A 22,580-nucleotide genomic window follows, 5' to 3' on the forward strand; every position below is an offset into this window, starting at 1 on the left:
AGTTCGGAGCAGCGGCGAGCCGGCTCCGCCACGGCATGTTAATACGGTACCCAGGGGTTTCCAAGCGATCCCGGCGGCTCGCGGCGATGCCACAATCGCGGGGTGAACGAACATAGCCTCCCCGCATCGCTGGATGCCCTGGTGCAGCGTGCCGTCGCGCCGCTGGTGGATGTTGGCAAGGATGCCGTGCTCGCGGACAAGCTGCGGCGCGTGGTCATCGCCAGCGACTTCGCGGCTGGCGTGTTGGCGAAACGGCCCGAATTGCTCGCACGCCTGGCCTCTGATGACGGCGAAGAGGCATCGCCGCCCCCGGTGCTCGACGCCGACAACCGCGGCGACTGGCCCGCGCTGTTGCGGCGCTATCGCCAGAACGAATCGGTGCGGCTGATCTGGCGTGACGTGCTCGGCCACGACACGGTCGAGGCCACGCTCGCCAGCAGCACGCGTCTGGCGGAAGCCTGCCTGCAGGCGGCACTCGCCGCGATCGAGCAGGAATTCGCGCAACGTCATGGCCATGTGCGCGGGAGCGACGGCCGTGTGCAGCGGTTGGTCGTGTTCGGGCTCGGCAAGCTCGGCGGCGGCGAATTGAACTTCAGTTCCGACATCGATCTGGTCTACGCATACGCCGAGGAAGGGGAGAGCGATGGAGCGCGTCCGCTCGCGGCGGAAGCGTATTTCGCCCGCGTCGGCCAGCAGCTGGCGAAGCTGCTCGACGAGAAGACCGCCGATGGTTTCTGTCATCGCGTCGATCTGCGTCTGCGGCCGTTCGGCAATGCCGGGCGCGTGGCGTTGTCGTTCGCCGCGATGGAGCAGTATTTCCAGCGCGAAGGCCGTGACTGGGAGCGTTATGCCTGGCAGAAGGCGCGGCCGGTGGCGGGCGATCTCGAGGCTGGAGAGTCGTTCCTTGAAACGCTGCGGCCGTTCGTCTATCGCCGCTATCTCGATTTCGGCGCGCTCGACGGCCTGCGTGCGATGAAGGCGGCGATCGCGGCGGAAGTGGCGCGCAAGGAACTGGAAGACGACATCAAGCGTGGGTCCGGCGGCATTCGCGAGGTCGAATTCTTCGCACAGGCACTACAGCTCATCCACGGAGGTCGCGATGCGGCCCTGCGCGAGCGTCGGCTGCTGCCGGCCTTGCGCGCGCTGCGGGATGCGCATCAGGTCTCGACGGATACCCACGATGCCCTGTCCGAGGACTACATCTATTTGCGTCGCCTCGAAAATCGCCTGCAGATGTTGCGGGATGCGCAAATGCATACGCTGCCCGATGACGATCTCGATCGGATGCGGATCGCGAACGGGCTTGGCTATCCGGACTGGAAAGCGCTGCGTGCGGCACTGGATGCGCGGCGCGCGCGAGTGGCGGCCGAGTTCGAGGCGCTGCTGGCACCGCAGCGCCGGCAAGCGGCTGGCGATGCGGCGACCGACAGCGATCTTGCGGGCTATTGGCTCGCACTCCCCGAAGGTGGCGATGCACAGGCGCTAACTGCCGTGGGTTATGCAGAAACTGACGCCGCCGACGCGATGCTGCGCGACTTCGCGCGCACATCGGGCGTGCGTGAGCTGTCCGACGTCGCCCGCGCGCGGCTGGATCGCGTGCTGCCGCAATTGGTCAAAGCCGCGGGCGCCGCGAACGATCCGGGCCTGGCACTGCAACGCCTGCTCGCGTTGCTGCACAACATCCTTCGTCGTGCGAGCTATCTGGCGCTGCTCGACGAGCAGCCTGCGGCGCTGGCACGCCTGGTGGATGCGGTGATTCGCAGCGCGCTTCTCGCGGAGCGACTCGCGACGCTGCCGCTGTTGCTGGACGAACTGCTCGACGCACGCGTGGCCGGCCCATTGCCGGAGCGCGACGACCTCGCACGCGCGTGCGAGGCGGCCTTGCAGCACGACGACACCGAAACCGCGTTGATGACGCTCAACGAAACCCGTCAGGCGCTCAGCTTTCGCATCGCGCTGGCGACCTTGGACGGACGCCAGCGTGCGCAGGACAGCGCGCGCCAGCTGGCATGGCTGGCCGACGCGGTGCTCGGTGTCGTGCTTGCGCTCTCACGACGCGAACTGCACGCCGCGCATGGGGATATTCCCGGCGCCCGCTTCGCCATCGTCGGTTACGGCAGCCTCGGCGGCGAGGAGCTGGGTTTCGGCTCCGATCTCGACCTCGTCTTCCTCTACGACGCTGCGGCCGATGCGCATTCCGACGGCGCGCGTTCGCTGGACGCCCCGCGCTGGTTCGCGCGTTTGGCGCAGAAGATCGTCGCCATGCTCGGTACGGTGACCGCGGCCGGACGCCTTTACGACATCGATGTTCGCCTGCGTCCGGATGGTGGGAAAGGCCTGCTGGTGTCGAGTCTGGCCAGTTATTCGGATTACCAGCGCAACCGCGCCTGGACCTGGGAGCATCAGGCGCTCGTGCGTGCCCGCGCCGTCGCCGGCGATGCCGGCCTGCGCGAGGATTTCGAGCGCATCCGCAGCGAAACGCTGGGGCGTGATCGCGATGCCGACAAGTTGCGCGAGGATGTGATCAGCATGCGCCGGAAGATGCGCGCGGAGCTGGATCGCAGCAATGCCGCCGGTTTCGATCTCAAGCAGGGCAAGGGCGGGCTCGTCGATCTGGAATTTCTGGTGCAGTATCTTGTATTGCGCGATGCCGCTGGATTGCCGGCGCTGCTGGCGCCGCGTGATACGCCGGGGTTGATCCTCGCGGCGCATGCCGCGGGTACCCTCGACGATGCAACGCTCGAAGCGCTGCTCTCCGCGCATGCGGCGATGCTGGCGGCGGGATTGGAGTGCACGCTGGATCGCCGCCGCCGCTTCGTGAGCGGAGGCGAGGCGATCGATGTCGCACGCGCGAGCGTCGATGCCGCCGCGCGCAAGGCACAACTTGAATTCTAGGGATTGAATCAGGGCGCAAAGCTCGTCATTCCCGCTTCGCGGGATGACGGCCCATGGGCCCGGGGAATCGTTCTACCGCGCCAGCACGCCGATGATGTCGAGTGCCATCCTGCGCTTCATCATCGGCATCAGGCGCAGCTGCGTCAGCATCCGGCTTTCGTATTCGTCGCGGGCGTAGTCGTCGACGATCACGGACGCCGGCTCCGTCACCTCGCTGCAGCTGGGGCCGCGTCCGGTCGCCAGCCATTCGAAGTTGGTGCTGGTGAGCAGCGCGATCTGGATCAGATGATCCACGCTCGGCGTGGTGCCCTCCGGATTCTCCCACTGCGTGACCGCACTGCGCTTCACGCCGATACGTCTCGCCAGTTCAGCTTGCGAAAGACGTACCAGCGATCGCGCCTTCCTGACGCGAACGGACAAGGTACTCATCTGCGTTCTCTCCCGGTGGCGGCTGTCTGCGGCGCGCTCCCCGCGCCTTAACAGACAGCGATTCTTGCTCGCGATTGTTTCGTTTTGCTTGCCCTGGCCGGTCTCCCCATCGACCAAGGCCATCAACAACACTAACGGAAAGCAGAGCTTACACCTGACATCGGAAGCAGACCCCTTCTCTGAGCGGGGAGGTTATGCGAGAAAGAAACCGCTTTTCAGGGCATCCGTCTCGGCGGCGCGATGCCGCCGTCACGAGTGCGTCGGGTCCGCGAGGGGAGGGCGAAGGCCCGGTGCGGGTTCCGGAGGCGTTGGCGGAAAAAGAAAGGTGAGGCCGGTCACGGTTCGCCTCGGGCGAACGGACATCGGCCCGGGGAACGCTTTCTCGACCGCCCGCTGGTGAATCGGATGGACGACGGGAATGATCAAGATCTGGCTGTTCGGATCCCTGACGGTGGCGGCTGGCGACGACGAACGCCAGCAGCTCGCCGTGGCCGGCCGCAGCGCGAGCCTGCTGGCCTATCTGGCGCTTGGCCGCGGCTGCTACTTCAGCCGTTCGGACTTGCTCGGCAGCCTGTGGCCTGAACGCACCGGCGCGAGCACGCCGGGATCATTCAACACGGCGCTCTGGCGCCTGCGCAGGCTGATCGAGCCGCCACCGCACAAGCACGGGGATGTGATCGTCTGCGATCGCAGAGGTGCGATCGGTCTGAACGGATCGGCGCAGCTGTGGCTGGATGTGGAGGAATTCCAGCACGCCATTGCGCCAGGACTCTCCAAGCCGCCGGAGCGGTTGACCGACGAGGACATCGCGGGGCTCGAACACGGCGTGGCGCTGTACAAGTCCGACATCCTGATGGACATGACCGACGACTGGGCGCTGCGTGAGCGCGAGAAATACCGGCGCGATTATCTGAATGCGCTGGGACGGCTTATCCAGATCGCGACGATCCGCCGGCAGTACGCCGAGGGCATCCGGCATGCGCAGGCGATCCTCGATCACGATGCGTTGCGCGAGGACGTGCATCGGGAGTTGATGCAGTTGTTCGTGCTCAATGGGCAGCGTGCGCAGGCGTTGCGGCAGTTCGAGCATTGTCGTGAGTTGCTACGGCGGGAGTTGGCGATTCAGCCGATGCGGGAGACGATGGGGCTGTATCAGAAGATTGCGGATAGTGCGATTGGGGGTTCTGTTGAGTCCGGGGTTTCTATGCCTATGTCCGTGCCTGGGGTTGGGGCTGGGGAAAGTGCGGCGCGGCAGATGATTGATTCGGCGCGGGGGTATCTTGCGCATGCGGATGAGCAGTTGCAGTTGAGTTTGCGGTTTTTGGGTTAGGTTGTTTTTTACTCTGGAAGAAAAGGCGTTTCGTCCGCTGTCGCGGCCGAGTTCATTTCTTTTGATAAGCGTCAAAAGAAACGAACCAAAGAAAAACGCTTTTCCCGACGAAGCAGCCCCAGAACATCATTGCTATCAGGATTTTTCGACTCGCCATCCATGGCTCGGTCGAAAAACGGCGCACATCCCTGTGCGCCGCCCTCCGGGTCTCCGGGGGCTAAGAGCGCTCAGGCATCTTTAGAAGCGAAAAGCGAAGCAAAGCCGAGCAAATCTTTTGCTCTTGGCTGCTAAAGCGTGCAAGCCGATACGCCTCTAGACCCGAAGGGCGGCGGGCAGGACGCCCGCCGTTTTCCGACCGAGCCATGGATGGCGAGTCGGAAAATCCTGGGGCTCAACCCGCCATGGGATTGCCGTGTCGAGAAAAGCGTTTTTCTTTGGTTCGTTTCTTTTGACGCTTATCAAAAGAAATGAACTCGCCCCAAAGGGGCGAAACGCCTTTGCTTATAAGAGACAACGATCCCAAAACCAAAAGACATCACACCGACATCACCAGAAACCTCTCTCTCGTGATTCCCCCGTGATCCCACGGTGATCCCCCCGTGATGCCGCAAGAGCAGTCTCGGCCCATGTCGAATCGACGGACTCCGCCGCCATGGCACTGCTCGAGGACCGCACCGCAGCCTTCATCGTCCGGGTCTGGTGCGAGCGCGGTGATGCCGACAGCGCGTCGTGCGAGTGGCGCGGCTCGGTCGAGCACGTGCAGTCGGGGCAGCGCGTGTTCTTCCGCCATCTGGAAGCAGTGCTCGAATTCATGAAGCCGCATCTGCACGACATCGGCATCGACGCCCAGCAACGTTTCTGGGAGTGCATCTCTTCGGTCATCGAAACGGATGCCGAGGCGAGTGATGCCGTCGAGTTCGCGGTTCCGTCGCCGCTTTCGTCCAATTCCTCTGCCAACAGCGCCCGCAAGCGCCGCTAGGAGACCGTCATGGCCCTCATTCGTGCCAACCGAGCTTCGATCGATGATCGTTTCAGCGTGCTCGGTTTCACCGTCCGCACCGAGTCGCCCTTGTTCGAGATCGGGCTGGCCACCGAACCGGAACTGTTGTCCTCGGAGAATCGTGCGCGACGCAATGCCCGCAACTTCTACACCACGCGCCTGCTCAGTGCGGGCGGCAGTCGCAGGGGAGAGGCGGTGTATCTGGTGCCGCCGAGTGTGGTGGCGCGCTTCGTCGGTCAGCCGCGTCTGTATTTCGGCCTGGCGACATACCAGGAAGGCGACCGCAGCCGTCCGGTGGCGGTGAGGGTGCCCGATCGCGGCAATATGTACGTCAATCTCTCGGGGCTCACCGAGCGCGGTTTGCGCCGCACCACGCGACTTGATCGCGGCAATGGTTACGGCGGCGGCAATGGTGACAGCCTGGCATGGGGCGGAGACACGCTGGTTACGAACGGCGGCACGAGTGCCGCGCCCGCGATCAACGGCAATGGCGCCGCGGCGGCGCGGCCTGTCAACGGCGGGAATGGTGCGACGCAAACACAGGCTCCTTACAGCGACGGTTATTCCGACGAGTTGTGGAATGAGGAAGCTCATGACGCACCCGCACCCACGGCCGCTGCGCCGGCGGCGCCAGCGCCGGTCAATGGCGGCGCTTCCGCGACACCCGTCGCCGCGCAGTCCTATCGCAATGGCTATGGACGTGCGCTGTCGACGCCCGCGCCGCGCGGGCGTCGCGCGCCGCACGCGAGGCCGCTGCTGGTGTCCTCGTACTACCGGCCGACCAACTGGTTCGATGCATTGACCACCCAGATCGGCTTCTTCGTCGAGAGCGCGAAGTGGTACCTCGGCGTTGACGACACCACGGTGCCTCCGCATTCGGCAATCTGCCAGGTGCGCACCGTCGATGGCACCGAGGAAGGGGGGCTCGGCGGCACCGCGTTCTTCATCGCACCGCGCCTGCTGCTGACGGCAGCGCACGTGGTCTACAACAAGGACGAGCTGATCATCGTGCCTGGCAAGAACAGTGGCGGCATCAGCTCCACCACCGAACCCTTCGGCCGTTTCCGTGTCACATCGGCCGACATCCAGATGCATCCGTCCTATGGCAGCAACCACGATTTCGATCTGGCGCTGATCCGCGTCCCCGAGGCGTATGCCGCGCCGGCCGGGCGCTACTTCGATCTGCTCGAGGAACTCGCGCAATCGCGTCCGGAAGGCGTGGTGGTGACCGGTTACGCCGCGCGCTGGACCGCCAACGACGCGATCGAGCAGTACGTCAACGACACCATCGATCCGAACAAGCAGCACATGATGGGCGGCTATATCCGCGAGTTGCCCAGCGACGATACCTTCACCTACGACCTGCAGACGCTGGGCGGCACCAGCGGGTCGCCGGTGTACTGGATCGAGCAGGGCGCGAGCCCGCGTGCGCACATGGTGGGCGTGCACGTCGACGAGTTCGACGCCACCACCAATCTCGGCTGCCGGCTCACACCGGCCAAGATCACCTGGATTCGCCAGGTGGCGGCGGGCTGGAGCCAGACGCTGACGTTCTCGCTGAGCGTCGCGCGCGGCCTCGAGGAGACGGCCGGCACCGATGGTGTCGATCCGGACACGATGGGCATCACCGCCGACGAACCCGTCGAGGCCTTCGATCCGTCAGCCGACGAAGCGGCAGACGATCCCACCTTCTCGACGCCGCAAGGGTTGCAGTCGCGTTCGCGTGGCCGTGTTCGTGCGCTTGATGCGCCGGCGCCGGATTATCCGGGCGCCAGCCGCTTCGTGTCCGCGCACAGTGGCAACTTCTCTCGCGGCCGGCGTCGCGATCGCGTGCTCGATCGCATCGCCATCCACATCACCGCCGGTGGTCCGAACATCAACGGCACGATCAGCTGGTTCCAGAACCCAAGTGCCCGCGTCAGTTCGCACTACATCGTCGGTCGCGACGGTGAAGTGGTGCAGATGGTGCGCGACGCCGACACGGCCTGGCACGCCAGTTCGGCCAATTCGCGCAGCATCGGCATCGAGCACAACGCCAACAAGCCCTCGCGCCACAACCCGCGCGATCTGCCGCCGACCGAGGCGCAGTACCAGGCCTCGGCGCGACTGGTGGCCTGGCTGTGCCAGCAGCACGGCATTCCGGCCGACCGCGAGCACATCCTCGGCCATATCGAGATCTCTCCGCGCGACAACCACGAGTGCCCGACCTCGTACTGGGATTGGGACTACTACATGGGCTGCGTGCAGCAGGAAGTCGCCGCGCTCGCCGGCGCGGCGCCCGCGCAAGGCCTGTCGGTGCGCCGTCCACGCACGCAGGCGCGCAGCCTGGGCGCGCCCGCGCGCCGCGCCTATGCGCACGCGCAGGAGATCATCACCCCGTATTACGACCCGAGCAATCCGTCGACCGCGCTGCAGTGCACACAAGATGCCTTCAGTCTGGCGAAGGAGGAGTGGTTCGTCGGTGTCTCCAGCACGAGCAGCTTCCCGCACGCGGCGATCTGCCAGCTCAACATGGCCGCGCCCGACGGTGCGCAGTACAGCGGCACCGGCTTCTACATCGGCCCCAACCGCATCCTCACCTGCGCGCACAACCTGAGCGGGATGAGCACCTGCGACATCATTCCCGGCCGCAACGGTCGCGACGACAAACCCTTCGGCGAATGCACGGTCAATGCCTCGTCCTGGCGCGTGGCGCCGCGCTACAGCGGCGATGGAGATTGGGACAACGATCTGGCCGTGATCGACGGCGTCCCGATCGCCGCGCCGGGTGGCCAATACTTCCAGTTCCTCAATGCCACGCCCTCGACGCAACTGCCGGTTGCGATCTGCGGCTATTCGGCGCAATCGCACGCGGTGCCGGGACTGACCGACGCCATCGACGGCGACAAGCAACACCTGCACGGCGGCTACGTCAGCGCGGCACCGACACCCGACACGATCGACTATCCGATCCTGTCGCTGGCCGGCGCCAGCGGATCGCCGGTGTATACGCTTACCGGCTCGGGCGGCAGCCTGCAGGCGAAGATCTGCGGCGTGCACGTCAGCGGGCAGCCGGCGGCGCAAGGGTTGAATCGCGGCTGCTTCATCACGCCGACGAAGATCGACTGGATCGAAGGCCGAGCCGCCACTTTCGCGCTCAGTGCCAATCAACGCCGCAACCTGCCGGTGTCACGACTGGTCGCGCGGCGCGTCGCAACGGCACCGCGCAGCCTGGGTGTGACCTCGCGCGCGATGATCATCGGCGCGGAGGATGTCGAACAGGCGCAGCGCTACGCGCCGCAATGGGCCGATCTGTTCAACTGGACAGCGCCTGGGTCCGTCGACAGCGCCGTCAGTGCCCGTGGTATGCGCATCCAGCGCATCCAGGACGCGCTGGGCGAGCTCAATCTCGATCGTTACGAGGTGCGCTGCGACCAACTGCCCTCCGGCTGGAGCGCCGCCGACATCGTCAGGCAGATGCGTCTGGACCTGAATTCATTCGTCAATACCGACTACAGCGAGTTCATTCCCTACGACTCGGGCGTGGACGATGTCACCTGGAGTTCCGCATCGCCAGTCGGCGCGGTGTTCAAGATCGACATCGCCGGTCCCGACAATGCCTCGGTGGTCGGCAGTCTGGTCGAGGACAACCGCTGGCGCTTCACCACGGTCAACGCGCCGTGGTCGGGTGAACATCCGGTCAGCGGCCATCGCGAATTCGGCGTGCGCGACGAAGGCGGCGCGTCGGTCTTCTATACGCGCGGCGCCGATCGCTGGACCGGCGGGCCGGGATCGTCGGTGGGCTTCTTCGCCGCGGATCGTCTGTGGAGGAGCTTGCAGGCCAAGCTGGCCGAATGGATCAACAACAACGGTGGCTCGGCCACCGTGCTCGAACCTTTCAGCGAGCGCTTCCATCCGGAAGTGGTGCGCATCCTGTACGGCAATGGCCAGTCCGTGTCGCCTCAGTCGCTGGGCGTGAACGGGTACAGCGGCAGGCGTATGACGCCGGGGCAATCGACTCCATCGCGTCCACTCGGGGTAACCGGACAAAGCGGCGGCCACATGTCGCAGGCGCAGTCCGTGCGGACCCGCGCGTTCTCGGCCGTGTCCAGCGAGGTGCTTCCGGATTATCCGGCGACCCTGATTCCGCAGCCGGACAAGAACACCAGCTGGGCGGCATCGATGGCGATGCTGTTCTCGTACCGGCAGCCGAAGGGCGCCACGCTTCCGGAGGCGATGTCGCCGCAGGCGCTGGCACGCGAGATCTCGACGCTGCTGTCTCCTGGCAGCGCCGACAACCGCTACAGCCAGACCTTGCTGGATGCGATCGGCACGCGCTACGGATTCGTCACGGTGCCGGCGCCGGCCGACGGCGGCGGCTATCTCGCGCCGCGGCAGTGGGCCGACTGGCTCACCGCGCACGGGCCGCTCTGGACGATGGTGCTCGGCGAACCACATTCGGTGGTGGTGGCCGGCATCCGCGGCGATCTCAACGATCCGGCGGCGGCGCAACTGCACATCCTCAATCCCTGGGACATCAACGTCGCATTCGACAATGATCTTGTCGCCTTCAACGTGCCCAACAACGGGTGCGACAACTGGGTGACATTCGACGAATTCGCGACTGACTTCTCCGAGATCGCCGGGCCCGGCAACGGCAACTGGCGCGTCATGCAGCTGCCGGCGCAGACGGCGATCGCGCAGTCGCTCGGCCGCCGCGGCGCGGCGGTGCGCGGGACGCGCGCGCTCGATGCCGAACCGGATGATCCCGAGCAGTTCCGCCTGCCGCCACCGCCGGCACCGGTGGTGCGCGAGTTGAGCGCGGCGCGCACGCGCGCGTTCGACGGCGGCGCCACGGTGGAGATCGCCTCGGCGATCATCGGCGCGGTGATGGAGCGCGTCGTCAACAACGACGGCGACGTGCATTGGGAGCTCGACCAGCTGCGCGGCTACAAGCATCCCAACGATGTCGCGCCGAGCCCGATGCCGCCGGCACAGGACGGCCAGCCCATTCGCTTCACCGACTGGCCGATGGTCGAGGTGGGATTCCTGGTCACCGACGAGATCAGTGCCGGATTCGAGATCAACTGGCAGTACAACGGCAAGTCGGTCGGCAACGTGATGATCAGCAACATCGCCACCAACGACGCGGTCGGCTGGGGCCTGTCGGTGAAGGCCAAGATCATGGACGACAACATCGTCTATCCGCGCGACAACCCGACCTTCGCAGCGTTGCGGGTGCGCTTCGAATTCCGCTTCACCCATGCGGTGAAGGGCGACAAGATCGCGATCCGCGACTTCCACCTGTTCGGCGATGGCACCTACAGCGACGACGGCCGTTGGGAGCAGACCTGACGAGACCGAACCTGATGAGTGGACCTGACTCCAGCCGGATCTGACGGACAGACGCCATGGCCAACCTGCCACGCTCACGCAGCGCCATCTTCCCCCCGCGCAACGGGCACACGCCCTCGCGCGCGCTGGCGGAAGGCGATGCGGCGCCCGCCGCCGCCGCGCCGGTGACGAACACCAAGCCGCAGGCGACCGAAACCATCGCGCGCCGCGCCGGCGCGATGGTCAACGAGATCGACTTCACCGGCTTCGTCGCGCAACTGGTGCACGGCACCTTCGACGCGATCGTCGATGCCTCGATCCGGCAGATGGAGAGCTACTCCAGCATGGTGGCGGCGGTGGCGAAGACGGTGGATCAGTTCACCGAGGAAAACGTCACCCCGAACCAGGCCCGCGATTGGCTGGCGACGCGCTATCCCGGCGATCTGCAACTGCTGTTGCCGGATGGCGCCGAGCGCACCGAGCCGGAACTGGCACCGCGCAAGGAAGGCCTGGCGCCGTCGTGGTTGAGCGACTACGGCGTGGAGGAAGGCGAGGAACTGAGCACCGAGCTGCTCGAACAGACCGTGCTGCCGCAGGTGCGGCTGAAGGTCGGCGGCGAGCGCCAGCAATTGCTCGCGGCGATGGTGCTGCTGGGCATGCAGCGCGTGGTCGTGCGCGATGGCAGCATCACCAGCAAGGTGATGTTCCGCGCCGCCGCCACCGATGCGGCCAAGGTCAACTACGCCACCAGCAGTGATCCGCAGCAGGTCAACAACTGGGGCGAGCGCGGCGCGATGAGCTACGCGGGCCAGAGTTCGACCATGGTGTCGACCGTCGCCGTCAACGCCCAGAACGAATCCAATGTCCGCGCCGACCTGTTCGGCGAGGTCAAGCTCAACTTCGTCAGCGAGACGCTGCCACTGGATCGCCTGGCGGACGCGGCGAAGATCGCGCTCGTGCAGCGACAGGCGCCCGCCATGCGCGCCGTCGCACCCGCGACGCCGCCCGCTCCCGGAACGCTGGCGCCGACACCCGCGCCGACGCCGGGTGAAGGAGGTGCGTGATGCTGCGTGAACTCTCGCAACTGCTGAACGAACTGCACGACGGCCTGCTGGCGGTGGAGACGCGTGGCGGCGTGCAGCTCTCCGATGTCGAGATGACGCTGCCGCTGGAACTGCGTCCCGTGCTGCGGGATGGCGGCTGCCGGCTGCTGGCCGATGTGCCCCGCAGCCGTGACATCAATGATTGGTTCGCGTCGCCTTCAAAATTGCGGATCGGCTGGAGCAGCGATAACGCGGGCGGAGACCGTCCATGAGCGCGCAGATGCCTTCGCTGCTGCAAGACGCCGGCGTGCCCTTCGACCTGTTCATCCAGGCCCTGACCGAGCAGCTCGACAAGGCGCAGGCCGCGATGGCGATCAAGGCGCGCGTCGGCAAGCTGCCGCTGACCTTCGCGGTGAAGGACGTCTCGCTCGACATCCGCGCCTTCGTGCAGCTGATCGAGGACGACGTCTACCTGCGTCCGGCTGGCCCCGGTGAAACCGAGGCCAGCACGATCAAGCTGGCATTGACCACGATCACCAAGCCGATGATCGAGGAGAACGCGGTCAACTACCAGGCGGAGGATCCGAAGTTCAGCCTGCGCGAAGCGCTCGGCGATCAGATTTCAGACGACGATCAGCGCCGTCTGGAGCGCATCGGCGTGCGCACCGTCGATCAGCTCAACGAATTGAAGAACACCGCGGGTGCCGACGTGATTGCGCGGCTGTCGCGCATGCCGGTCAACCGCTTGCAGCAGGCCTTGATGAAAGCCGCGGCGCCGCGCGTGACCCGTGTCGAGCGCAATGGTGGCGATGTGCCGCAGCGCGTGCATCTGAACGCGCCGGGTCTTCGCATTGGCCGGCTGCCGTTGATTCGCGCGGCGGGGCAGGCCGTGCCCGTGGTCGCGGCCGAGGACGGACAGATCGTGCTGGCGCCGCTGGCGATGCAGCTCGGTTGCGAGGCCGAAGTCGATTTCGGCGATGGCGAGGTCGCGCACGTGGAATTGAGCGAAGGCCAGATCGGCCGGTGGAACGCGTCCTCGACGCGCGCCGCGCAACCAGGAGGCACGCCATGAACGCGCGTTCCTTCGCCGCCCGCGTGCCGCGCCGCCTGCTGCTGACGTTGAAGCTGGGCGAAGTGCCCGAGCATCTGCCCGGCCTGCGTGCCGTGCACGGCTACGGGACGCCCTTGGCCGAATACGTCGATCGCGGCGTGATCGACCGGTTGCTGCGTCATCACGGCGGAGCCTTCCGCGCCGCGCGCCTGCACAGTGCGCGCAAGCGTCGAGTACAAAGCAAAGCGATAGGCGCGCGCCGCTTCGACGATGTCGAACAGATCAGCGGCGTCGCGCGGGTGTTGCGCATCGAAGTCCGGGATTTCGAGGCATACGAAAACGAAGGGATGCCCGCCCTGCTGCAGGCGCTGGCGGAGTTGCCGATGGTCGAGCGCGTGAGTGCCGACTATCTGTCTCGTGTGCCGCTGGACCGGCGCGAGCGGCCGACATCGCACGAAGTTCCGGCGCAGTCATGGGCGCGCGATGCGATCCGCCTGCCGCAGGCGCTGCAACTGGAAGGCGGAGATCCCGCGATCGTGATCGGCCTCGCCGACACTGGCGCGGCGCTGGAGCATGCCGAACTGACCGGCCGCATCCGCGCCGGCTTCGACAGCGTCGATCTCGATCCGGAAGCGGTCGGCGGTCTCACGCTCGTGGGCGACTTCCGCCATCGCGGCGAACGTCCGCAGGACGAAGTCGGTCACGGCAGCGGCTGTGCCGGCATCCTGGTGGCGCGGGGGCGCGACATTCCTTCCGGCGGCGCCGGTGCTTGCGGCCTGACCCCGGTGCGTGTTCTCGGCGCCGCGCTCGGTCCCAACGACAAGCGCGTCGGCATCGGTGCCCTCGACAACATCGATGCCGGCATGAAGCGATTGATCGACCTCGACGTGAAGGTGATCAACATGAGCTTCGGCACGCCGGAATCGGCCCTGCTCGCCGATGCGCCGCGGCCGCACGAGGAGATCGTGCGCTACGCGCTGGCGCGCGGCGTGATCCTGGTGGCGGCGAGCGGGAATTCCGGGCTGGAAGAAAAGTTCTACCCGGCCGCGCACGAGGACGTGATCGCGGTCGGTGCGGTCGACGAACAGCTGCACCCGACCGGTTTCAGCACGCGTGGCGATCACGTTGCGCTGTGCGCGCCGGGCCGGGACATTCGTACCTGCGCGCTCGACGGCTACCAGAGTGCCACGGGCACCAGCTTCGCCGCACCGTTCGTCAGCGCGGCCTGCGCATTGCTGGCCTCACGTGCCGCGCGCCGGGCCTGGCCGATCGACAGCGCGCTGGCGCGGCAGCTGCTGATCGACAGCACGCGCCCCTTCGCGAACGCCGGCGTGACCGGTTGCGGTCGCGGCGTGCTCGACGCGGCCGCGGCGCTGCGGGCGCTGGACGCGCACATCGATGCGCAGATCCGTGCCGAGGGCGAAGACGATGTTGTTTCCGACGATGTTCCACCCGCGCTCGCTGCGGCATGACGCACGAACGTGAGCCAACACAGCTGCCGAGGAGATTCCGATGGCGAAGAAGAAGAGTTTCACCAAGCCCAGAAAAAAGGCGGGCGCCGCGGCAGCTGCACATATTGCCGCGGGCTCTGCGAAGAGTAAGTCGGCGCCAGTCGCCGCTGCATCCGCCACCGACACCACTTCCAAGAGAGCAAATGCCATGTACCAGATCACCCGCATCCTTTCGATCGACCTGGGCGAGCGCGAGTTCAAGAAGCGACAGGAACTGCGCGCCCGTCGCCAGGTGCTGGAAACCATCGCCGGTACCGCTGCCACCAGCGGGGGACTCACGCCGAGCCAGATGGATGAACTTGAGAAGATCAAGAAACTCCTGTCGAGCGATACGGTGATCGATCCGCTCTATCGCGTGGTCGCGGCGACGCAGCAGAAGAAGAGCTGGGAAGACCTGGAGAAGAACCGCGAGAACATCCACGAGTACGGCCTGGTGGGAACGCAGCGCCAGGTCGCCGAGGCCGATCTCAAGGCAGACGAGCAGGAGATCCTCAGCATTTGCGGCATCCTGCAGATCGAAGGCTATACCGATGCGAGTACCAAGGGCTTCATCCAGCGCGTCAGTGTGGCGCAGGGCGAATATCGCGAGAACAAGGCGTTGTTCGATGCCGCGTTCGCGATGCTCTCGCACAACTATCCGGTCAAGCTCGGCTCGCAGATCCAGGCCAAGCTGATCGATCCCAGCATCGTCGGGTGCCTGACGGACGAAGACGATCCGGAAGAGCGCCGCAAGAATCCTTCCGAATACAACGATCCTGATCCGGGCGATACCGTCTACGCGCTGAGCATGCGCAACATCGCGGCGACCGTGCGCAGGCTGGCCGCAGATGGCGTCACCGCCAACGATTCCTGGCTCGCCAGCCGCGTCCAGAATGTCTACGACATGCAGACGGGTGTCGTGGCCGGCGCGCCGCCGTCGGCGCTGGAGATCATCCTGCCCGACCTGGACGAATCCACCGACATCGAAATCATCCGCGAGAACCTCAACGCGGTGCAGGCGATCTACTTCGCCTACATGCTGGAGGAGATGCGGCTGCCGCAGGTGGTGGAGCGCATTGTCGAGCTGTTCCGTGGAGGCTTGCTGCCGCTCGGTCGCGGCAAGGCCGGCGACTACTTGTTCAACTACTACAAGAAGGCCGGCGAGCGCATCACCGAGGGCGAGCGCCGCGATCTGTACATGCGCTGCTTCGGCGTGCCCGGTGGCGATCCCGGCAACAACGAGCCCAATCGCGAGTTCAACGAACTGTGGTTGCGCTTCATCTCCGCTGTGTCCTCGTTCGGGCGGCAGCTCAGCGTCGATCGCCTGCTGCGCACCAACATTCCGGTGGCGGTCTCGCAGGAGCAGGTGCGCAAGGCCGCGCGCGATCTCGGCGCCAGCCTCTCGCGCAGCGGTTACGGCATCGCCTATTTCGCCGCGACCGAGCTGCAGCAGATGATCCTGGAATACCGCGATCTGCTCAGCGACTCCGAGGTGCGCGGCTCGTTCGGCGCGCGCGACATGTGGCAGGTGATCGATCAGGTCAACTCCAACTATCTCGGTGGCGCGCGCAATACGCACCGGTTCCGGACCCAGGCGCGCTCCGGCGCGGTGATCATCCGCTGGATCGCCAACAACACCCAGCGTTTGAGCAACCGCTACGGCGAGGTGATTTCGGTCAACGCACTGACCAACCCGCAATTGCGCGGCAGCGACCAGCCGACCGTCGATCCCACCGATTGGGATCTGGTGCAGGCCTGCGAGCAGTGGCTGGCCGTTGGCGGCGTACAGGAGGCCAGCATCGAGCAGTACGCGCAGCCGACCGAGTCGCCGGTGATCACCAGCCGGCCGATCGACATGCCGCAGGTGGCGCGCGACGTGCTCGACCAGGCCGGCATCAGCCTGCCCGGCATGTAAGCGACAAGGGAGAACGGCCATGTCAGACCGCAACGCAAAACCCGTCTCGAACCTGGTCAAGCGATCGCTGCGTTCCGCCGCGCAAGCGTTGGGAACGCGCGATCCGCTGCCCTACCTCGACGGCCTGATCGATCGCACCTTCTATCTGCCGGATGATGATCTGTCCTATACCCACAACGCCCTGACGCCGGGCGCGGTGCCGTATGAACCTTCGTTCTCGGAAGCCGAACCCGGCACGCTGCGCTTCACCATCGAGCCGCTCGGCCCCAACGCTTCGCCGGTGGCGCGGCGCGACGAGGCCACGCGCGAGATGCGGCGGCTGATCTCGCCGATCTTCGGGCGTGATGCGTTGCGTTGGTTCGATTCGCGCAGCGAGGAGTGGCGCGGCTTCGGCGGGTTGAGCTGGATGAACTACGGTGCGTGGTTCGGGAGCGCCTTCGATGAGGACGGGCTGTACGCCACGAAGATCTACTACGAGCTGCTGCCCACGCAGATCGACGCACTCTCGCCAGGATTGTCGCGACTGACGCGGATGGTGATGTCGGAGATGCCCAGCCTGATGCCGATCTTCACTTCGATCGGCTGCAAGAAGGAAACGGGCAGCCAGCGCGTCACTTTCCTGCATCGCGGCGCGCTGGCGGTGAACATGCTGGGGCCGCTGATGAATCGTCTCGGGATCGGCCATCAGTTGCCGAGCCTGATGCGCATCGTCGGCGTGGCGCTGGGTGGGCGTTTCGAACTGCCGTCGGGCGGCGTGCTGATCGGCGTGCGCGAGACACCGGACGGCGCCGAGCTGAAGCTGGAGATCCTGCTGGCGGCGATTCCCGATCTGCCGGCGCGATTCCTCGACCTGCTCAAGCTCGGTCTGGCCGAACGTCCGCGCCAGCTGGCCGCGCTGTCGCGCTGGCTGGAGGCGTTCGGCATGGACGACACGGGCGAGCAGGGACACTTCTCCGTGCTCAGCATCCGCGTCACGCCGAGTTCGCCCGCGCGCATCAGCTTGTACGTGCGTCCGATCGAATTCGAGATGCGCGAGCAGATCGAGGAGGCGCGGTCGCTGCAGTAACCGCTGTCCCTTCTCCGGAGGGGAGAGCAGAAGAAAGTCGATTCACGTCATTCCCGGAGCGCCGCCATGTCCGCAATCTTTCCCCGATCCAACCAGACGGCGCGGCCCGCGGCGCGCGCCGCCTCGGCGCCGCCGCCGGTGAGCCGGGAAACCCACGATGCCGCACGCCGCGCGGTACGCGATCTGCTCGAACGCAGCCGTTCCTTCAACGAACTCGCGCCCGACAAGCGCGAAGCATTGGCGAAGGGGCTGGTGCAGATCGGCAGCTATCTGGCCGAACCCGACGGTGTGCGCCTGCGGCCCGACCAACAGAGCCCGCAGGTGCGCGCACTGGCCGGCGAAAGCGGCGGCACCAGCCAGCAAAGTGGCAGCAATGTCAGCCAGGACGGCGAGTTCAAGGCGCAGGGCGCGCGCGAAGGCGTGGCCGCGGCCGGCGCGTTGCTGCAGGCGGTCAACTTTCCCGAATTCTGCGCGGGCCTGATCAACGGCGTGTTCCATTCGATCGTGCAGAGCTCGATCGAGCAGATGGAGGCCTACGCCAAACTTGTTGCCGATGTGTCGAAGAGCCTGAGCCAGTTCCGCGACGAGAACACCACGCAGAACCAGGGCCGTGATCATTTGGTCGAACAGTTCCCGGATCTGTTCCAGATTTCGATGGACAGCAGCGATCCGTTCGCGAATTTCGGCGGCATGGGAGGTTCGGTCGGCTTCGGCGACGAACCGGCTCCCGCGCCGCAACCCCGCGTGACCGTGCGCGAAGGCGTCGACGAGAGCGTCGCGGTCACGCGCATCAATCAGACATTACCGCTGGACCAGCCCATCGAGCACCTCGACGATGAACTCGTCGAGGCGCTGCTGGTGCCGGCGGCGCGTACCCAGATCGCCAGCAGCCGCCAGCAGTTGCTGGCGACGATGGTGACGCTGGGCTTGAATCGCATCGTGGTCACCAACGGCAAGCTGTCGGCGAAGGTGATGTACGACTTCCAGGCGCGCGACAACATGCAGTTCACCAAGACCGCGCAGCAGTACGACTACGGCGATGCCGCCGTCACCACCGAATCGGTCGCCGGCGGCGAGATCCGCCGCACCGGTCCGGGGCAGAACATCTACCGGCTGCCGAACGGCACCGTGGTCGAAGCCAAGCGCGACGCCAGCTTCTACACGCGCGGCGACTACAAGAGCGTGTCGCAGCCGCTGATCCAGATGACGTCGGTGACGCAGACCTCGGCCGACGCCAGCCTCACCACCAAGGCCAGTCTCGCCGGCACGATGGAAGTAAATTTCAAGAGCGACTACCTGCCGCTGGAGAAGATGGCCAATCCCGAATCGATCGCCGCGATCCAGATGAACGCGCAGCCCGGCATGGTCAAGACGCTCGCCACCAATCGTCCCGCGCCCGGATCGGCCCCGGCCGCATCGGCGCCCGGGACACCGCCCGCACCGGCCTCCACTCCCTGATTCCGAGAGCAGACCGCCATGTATGCTGCCGCCCGACAATCGCCAAGCGCCGCCGCCCAGGCGGTCGCCAGCCACCCTTCCGCATCGGCCGCGCCCGCGTGGCTGGATGACGACACGCTCCGCGCCGTGCGCCCGCAGGTGCGACAGTTGCTGGAGTCCTCGCCGGGCTTCCGCGAGCTGCCGGTTGCCGAGCAGCAGGAACTCGCTCGCAACATGGTCCGCGTGGCTTCCTACATGGCCAATCCGGATGGCTTGGCCAAGCAGGAACTCACGCCCGGCCAAGGCCTTCTGCGCAAGGATCTGCCCGCCGCGCAGGCGCTGGCTGAAGCGGACGATGCGCCCGCCGCGCGTGCGCTGGCCGGGACCAACCCGGTCGACCAGGCCAAGGGCAAGGCCTCGGAGAAGGTCGGCACCTTCGCCGGCAGCGACTTCACCGCAGGCTCCGTGCAACAGGGCGCCACCAACTTCAAGAATTTCGTCGGCGCGGTCGATTTTCCCGCCTTCGTCGGCGGGCTGATCAAGAACGTGTTCCAGGCCATCGTCGAATCCTCCATCCAGCAGATGCAGGCCTATGCCGAGATGCTCAAGTCGGTGGCGCAGACGGTGGACCAGTTCGCCTCCGACAACATCAGCCTCAACAACGCGCGCGATTACGTGCGGGACAAGTATCCGGGCCAGTTCGAACTGGATACCAGCAACGCGGGCGATGGCGGAATGCCGCGATTGATTCCGTCCGGCGACGATCCCGACGGCGTGCTGTCGCAGATCAACCAGGAGTTCGGCCTGGCCGAACCGCTCACCGATGTGTCCGACGAGGAACAGGAAACCCGGCTGGTGATGGCCGCGCGACTGCAGATGGCGCGCAGTCGCCAGCAGCTGCTGGCGTCGATGGTGATGCTGGGCATCAGCCGCATCGTCGTCACCGACGGCCTCATCAACGCTAAGGTGGTGTTCGATTTCAAGGCCTCCGACGAGGCCAAGCGCGAGGCCGGCGCCTCGCTCTACGATAACCAGTCCAGTTCCAACCGCAACCGCACCAAGGCCAGCGCCGGCATCGGCTGGTTCGGTGGCGTGTCCACCGACAACGTCAACACGCAATCGCACAAGACGGTGGTGTCCTCCTCGGTCAACGAGGATTCGGAATCCAAGCAGGAGATGAAAGCCAAGCTCACCGGCGAGGTGCGCGTGAACTTCAAGAGCGACTACCTGCCGCTGGAGAAGATGGCCACGCCGGGCATGATCGCCAGCATCCAGGGCAACGCCACGCCGTTCGATCCCAACGCATCGTCCAACCAGCGCGGTGCGGCGGGGGGCAACGCCGCCGCTGGCGCCCCGGCCTGAGGCGCGCTCACATGGGCCGCGTGCTGCCGCCGAGATTCCGTCCTCGTCCGCGGAGCGAGCATGCGCCGCTGCTGCAGGCGTTGGCCGTTTCGCTGTCCGCGCTCGCGCGCCACACCTACGCCTTGTCGCTGGCGGAACTGGGCGACATCGATCTGCCGCCTGGCGCGCCGAATGCGCTGGATCGCGCGCAGTTGCAGGCGGCGGCACCGTTGTATTTCGCCAGCGAACTCGAAGCCGCCGGCCTGTTGCCGACGGCGGAGCTGGTCGCCGGCCTGTTTGCCAGCGGTGCGATCACGCAACCATTGGGGCCGGCCGCGCAGCAGATCAATGCATTCTGGCGCGGCCGCCGCGAACGGCTCGATGTCAACGAACGCAACGCAATCTTCATGCGCGTGTTTGAAGCGCCGCATTTCGAGCGGCTGATGTCCGCGTATTGCGAGGCGATCGTCGCCCAGGCCGATGGTGCCGATATGCGCGAGGGCGTCACGCTGGAAACCTGCGGACAGTCGCTGGGCGAATTCCTGGCGCAGCGCACCGATCCGATGGCGGCGATGGCAGCGCACGACATCGTCGAGAACATCAATGGCGCGCTGAAATTCCTGCGCGACCGCCTGCTGCTGGTCGCCTTCGGCGCGAATTCGCTGTGGTCGCTGCTGGCGGTGGCCGGCGCGGTGCAAGGCGGTAGTGCCGGCCTGATCCAAAGCCGTGTCGATCGCGGACGCGCCGGACAGACGGTGCTGCTGTGGCTGGCCGGGCATTACGAGGAGATGCTGCCGCAACTCGATCCTGGTCGTGCCGATCACACCGAGGTCATCACGGCGGCGCAGCGCTGGCTCAGTGCGCGCCCGTCCGCTGCCGCGATGACGCCCGCCGCGAGCATCGCGCCGGCATTGCCGATCGCGGTGTGAATGATGAACGCCGTGGTCGCCGCCCCGCCTGCGCAGACAGCCCGGCAGCCGCCGCCATGGATCCGCGGCGCGGTGCGCGACGTGCTCGAGCGCGCGCCGCATTACCAGAGTCTTTCGCCGGAGGATCGCCGCTCGCTGGCGCAGGCGATGGTGAAGGTGTCGACCCTGGCGGCCGAGTTGATCTCGGAAGAGGAGCACGCGCAGGAAGAACTCGAACACCAGCGCGTGCCTGAGCGTGCGCCCGCGCTTGCGCGTGCGCAGGACGCGCCCGACTTCGGCGCGGCAGCGGATCGCATCGCGAGTACCACACAGAACGTCCTCAACGCCGTCTCGTTCCCGCGCTTCGTCACCGACCTGATCAATGGCGTGTTCCGCGCCATGCTCGACTCCAATTCGCAGCAGATGCAGCAGTACGTGGAACTGCTCGGGGCGGTTTCGGCTTCGGCGGAGGGCTTCGAGCGCACCCAGTTCGGCCTGTCGCAGGTGCGGCAATGGGTGGCCGATCATTTTCCCGAGGCGATCGAATATGACACGCCGGATCCGGGCGACGAGCCCGATCCCGAGGAAGTTGCCAACATCCGGTTGCGCCTGCGCGGCGGCGCCTCGATGCCGAATGCGGAAGAGATCCGCGCCACGCTGGGAATGGGGCCGGAGGAGTCGGTGGATGCCAGCAATCCGGAACAGCTCGTGCCGCTGGCGCGGCGCTATCTCGCCCGCCAGCGGCAGCAGATGCTGGCGACGATGGTGTCGATGGGCATGCAGCGCATCGTCGTCGATAGCGGACGCATCACCGCGGGCATGCGCTTCCACATCGACACGCGCAGCGCCGCCAACCAGGAGAGCGGCACGCAGTTCGGCATGCAGAATCGCGTGCGCGCTTCCGGAAGTTTCGGCGTTGGTCCCTGGGGCGCGAGCGCCGAGGTCGAGAACAACATCAGCTATGTTTCCACGCAGCGCAATCAGAGTTCGGAGGAGATGAATACCGATCTCGAACTCAATTCCTCGGTGGAACTGAATTTCCGCAGTGACTATCTGCCGCTCAACCAGATGGCGGCGCAGGCGCAGGCCGATCGCATCCGCAATGCCACCCTGAATCCTTCAGCGGAAATCCCCGACCCGAGCGCCGCGCGCACGACGCGGCTGCAGGCGCAGATCGGAGCCGAACGCGAGCGCCGCACGGCGATGGACAGCGCGATCGATGCGGCAGGACGCCCGGCGACTCCGAGTGGGGCGCTTCCGAATCCTCGCATGCCAGGCACGGGAACGGGAACGGGAACGGGAACGGGAACGGGAACGGGAACGGGAACGGGAACGGGAACGGGAACGGGAACGGGAACGGGA

Annotated in this window: 15 protein-coding genes; 14 read left to right on the forward strand and 1 reads right to left on the reverse strand. The window is 66.1% G+C overall.

Features of this window, described 5'->3' with window-relative positions; translation table 11 throughout:
• The first annotated feature begins 102 nt into the window (after positions 1 to 102).
• The gene (gene glnE, locus AC1RNP_RS03410; protein WP_493049853.1) at positions 103 to 2,895 is read left to right on the forward strand and encodes a bifunctional [glutamate--ammonia ligase]-adenylyl-L-tyrosine phosphorylase/[glutamate--ammonia-ligase] adenylyltransferase; all 2,793 of its coding nucleotides are present in this window, start codon (positions 103 to 105) and stop codon (positions 2,893 to 2,895) included.
• 72 nt (positions 2,896 to 2,967) lie between these two features.
• Here the strand turns inward: glnE and AC1RNP_RS03415 are convergent, their stop codons facing one another.
• A complete protein-coding gene (locus AC1RNP_RS03415) occupies positions 2,968 to 3,324 on the reverse strand; it encodes a helix-turn-helix domain-containing protein (protein WP_493049854.1) in 357 nt (118 codons plus the stop codon).
• A gap of 418 nt (positions 3,325 to 3,742) precedes the next feature.
• Between AC1RNP_RS03415 and AC1RNP_RS03420 the strand changes: the two genes are divergently transcribed.
• The 13 genes from AC1RNP_RS03420 to AC1RNP_RS03480 form a co-directional block, all read left to right on the forward strand.
• On the forward strand, positions 3,743 to 4,654 hold the full coding sequence (locus tag AC1RNP_RS03420; RefSeq protein WP_493049855.1) for an AfsR/SARP family transcriptional regulator: 912 nt from the start codon (positions 3,743 to 3,745) through the stop codon (positions 4,652 to 4,654).
• Positions 4,655 to 5,306: 652 nt separating this feature from the next.
• Entirely contained in the window at positions 5,307 to 5,633 is a 327-nt protein-coding gene (locus AC1RNP_RS03425) for a hypothetical protein (protein WP_493049856.1), read from the forward strand.
• A gap of 9 nt (positions 5,634 to 5,642) precedes the next feature.
• On the forward strand, positions 5,643 to 10,988 hold the full coding sequence (locus AC1RNP_RS03430; RefSeq protein ID WP_493049857.1) for an N-acetylmuramoyl-L-alanine amidase: 5,346 nt from the start codon (positions 5,643 to 5,645) through the stop codon (positions 10,986 to 10,988).
• A 56-nt stretch (positions 10,989 to 11,044) separates the two neighbouring features.
• Entirely contained in the window at positions 11,045 to 12,031 is a 987-nt protein-coding gene (locus AC1RNP_RS03435; RefSeq protein ID WP_493049858.1) for a hypothetical protein, read from the forward strand.
• On the forward strand, positions 12,031 to 12,282 hold the full coding sequence (locus AC1RNP_RS03440) for a hypothetical protein (RefSeq protein WP_493049859.1): 252 nt from the start codon (positions 12,031 to 12,033) through the stop codon (positions 12,280 to 12,282). The genes AC1RNP_RS03435 and AC1RNP_RS03440 overlap by 1 nt, the downstream gene beginning before the upstream one ends.
• A complete protein-coding gene (locus AC1RNP_RS03445; RefSeq protein ID WP_493049860.1) occupies positions 12,279 to 13,082 on the forward strand; it encodes a hypothetical protein in 804 nt (267 codons plus the stop codon). The genes AC1RNP_RS03440 and AC1RNP_RS03445 overlap by 4 nt, the downstream gene beginning before the upstream one ends.
• Positions 13,079 to 14,533, forward strand: a complete 1,455-nt coding sequence (locus AC1RNP_RS03450) for a S8 family peptidase (RefSeq protein WP_493049861.1) — start codon at positions 13,079 to 13,081, stop codon at positions 14,531 to 14,533. The genes AC1RNP_RS03445 and AC1RNP_RS03450 overlap by 4 nt, the downstream gene beginning before the upstream one ends.
• A gap of 187 nt (positions 14,534 to 14,720) precedes the next feature.
• Positions 14,721 to 16,466, forward strand: coding sequence for a hypothetical protein (locus tag AC1RNP_RS03455; protein ID WP_493049862.1), 1,746 nt, complete (start codon positions 14,721 to 14,723; stop codon positions 16,464 to 16,466).
• 19 nt (positions 16,467 to 16,485) lie between these two features.
• Entirely contained in the window at positions 16,486 to 17,532 is a 1,047-nt protein-coding gene (locus AC1RNP_RS03460) for a hypothetical protein (protein WP_493049863.1), read from the forward strand.
• Between the two features lie 66 nt (positions 17,533 to 17,598).
• Complete coding sequence (locus AC1RNP_RS03465) at positions 17,599 to 18,990, forward strand: hypothetical protein (RefSeq protein ID WP_493049864.1); 1,392 nt, start codon at positions 17,599 to 17,601, stop codon at positions 18,988 to 18,990.
• An 18-nt stretch (positions 18,991 to 19,008) separates the two neighbouring features.
• Complete coding sequence (locus AC1RNP_RS03470; protein WP_493049865.1) at positions 19,009 to 20,331, forward strand: hypothetical protein; 1,323 nt, start codon at positions 19,009 to 19,011, stop codon at positions 20,329 to 20,331.
• An 11-nt stretch (positions 20,332 to 20,342) separates the two neighbouring features.
• Positions 20,343 to 21,239: a hypothetical protein gene (locus AC1RNP_RS03475; RefSeq protein WP_493049866.1), complete on the forward strand. Its 897-nt coding sequence runs from the start codon at positions 20,343 to 20,345 to the stop codon at positions 21,237 to 21,239.
• Positions 21,240 to 21,242: 3 nt separating this feature from the next.
• A partial coding sequence (locus AC1RNP_RS03480; protein ID WP_493049867.1) for a hypothetical protein occupies positions 21,243 to 22,580 on the forward strand: 1,338 nt, incomplete at its 3' end.

This window comes from Luteimonas sp. GW821-FHT14E02 (genome assembly GCF_058803905.1).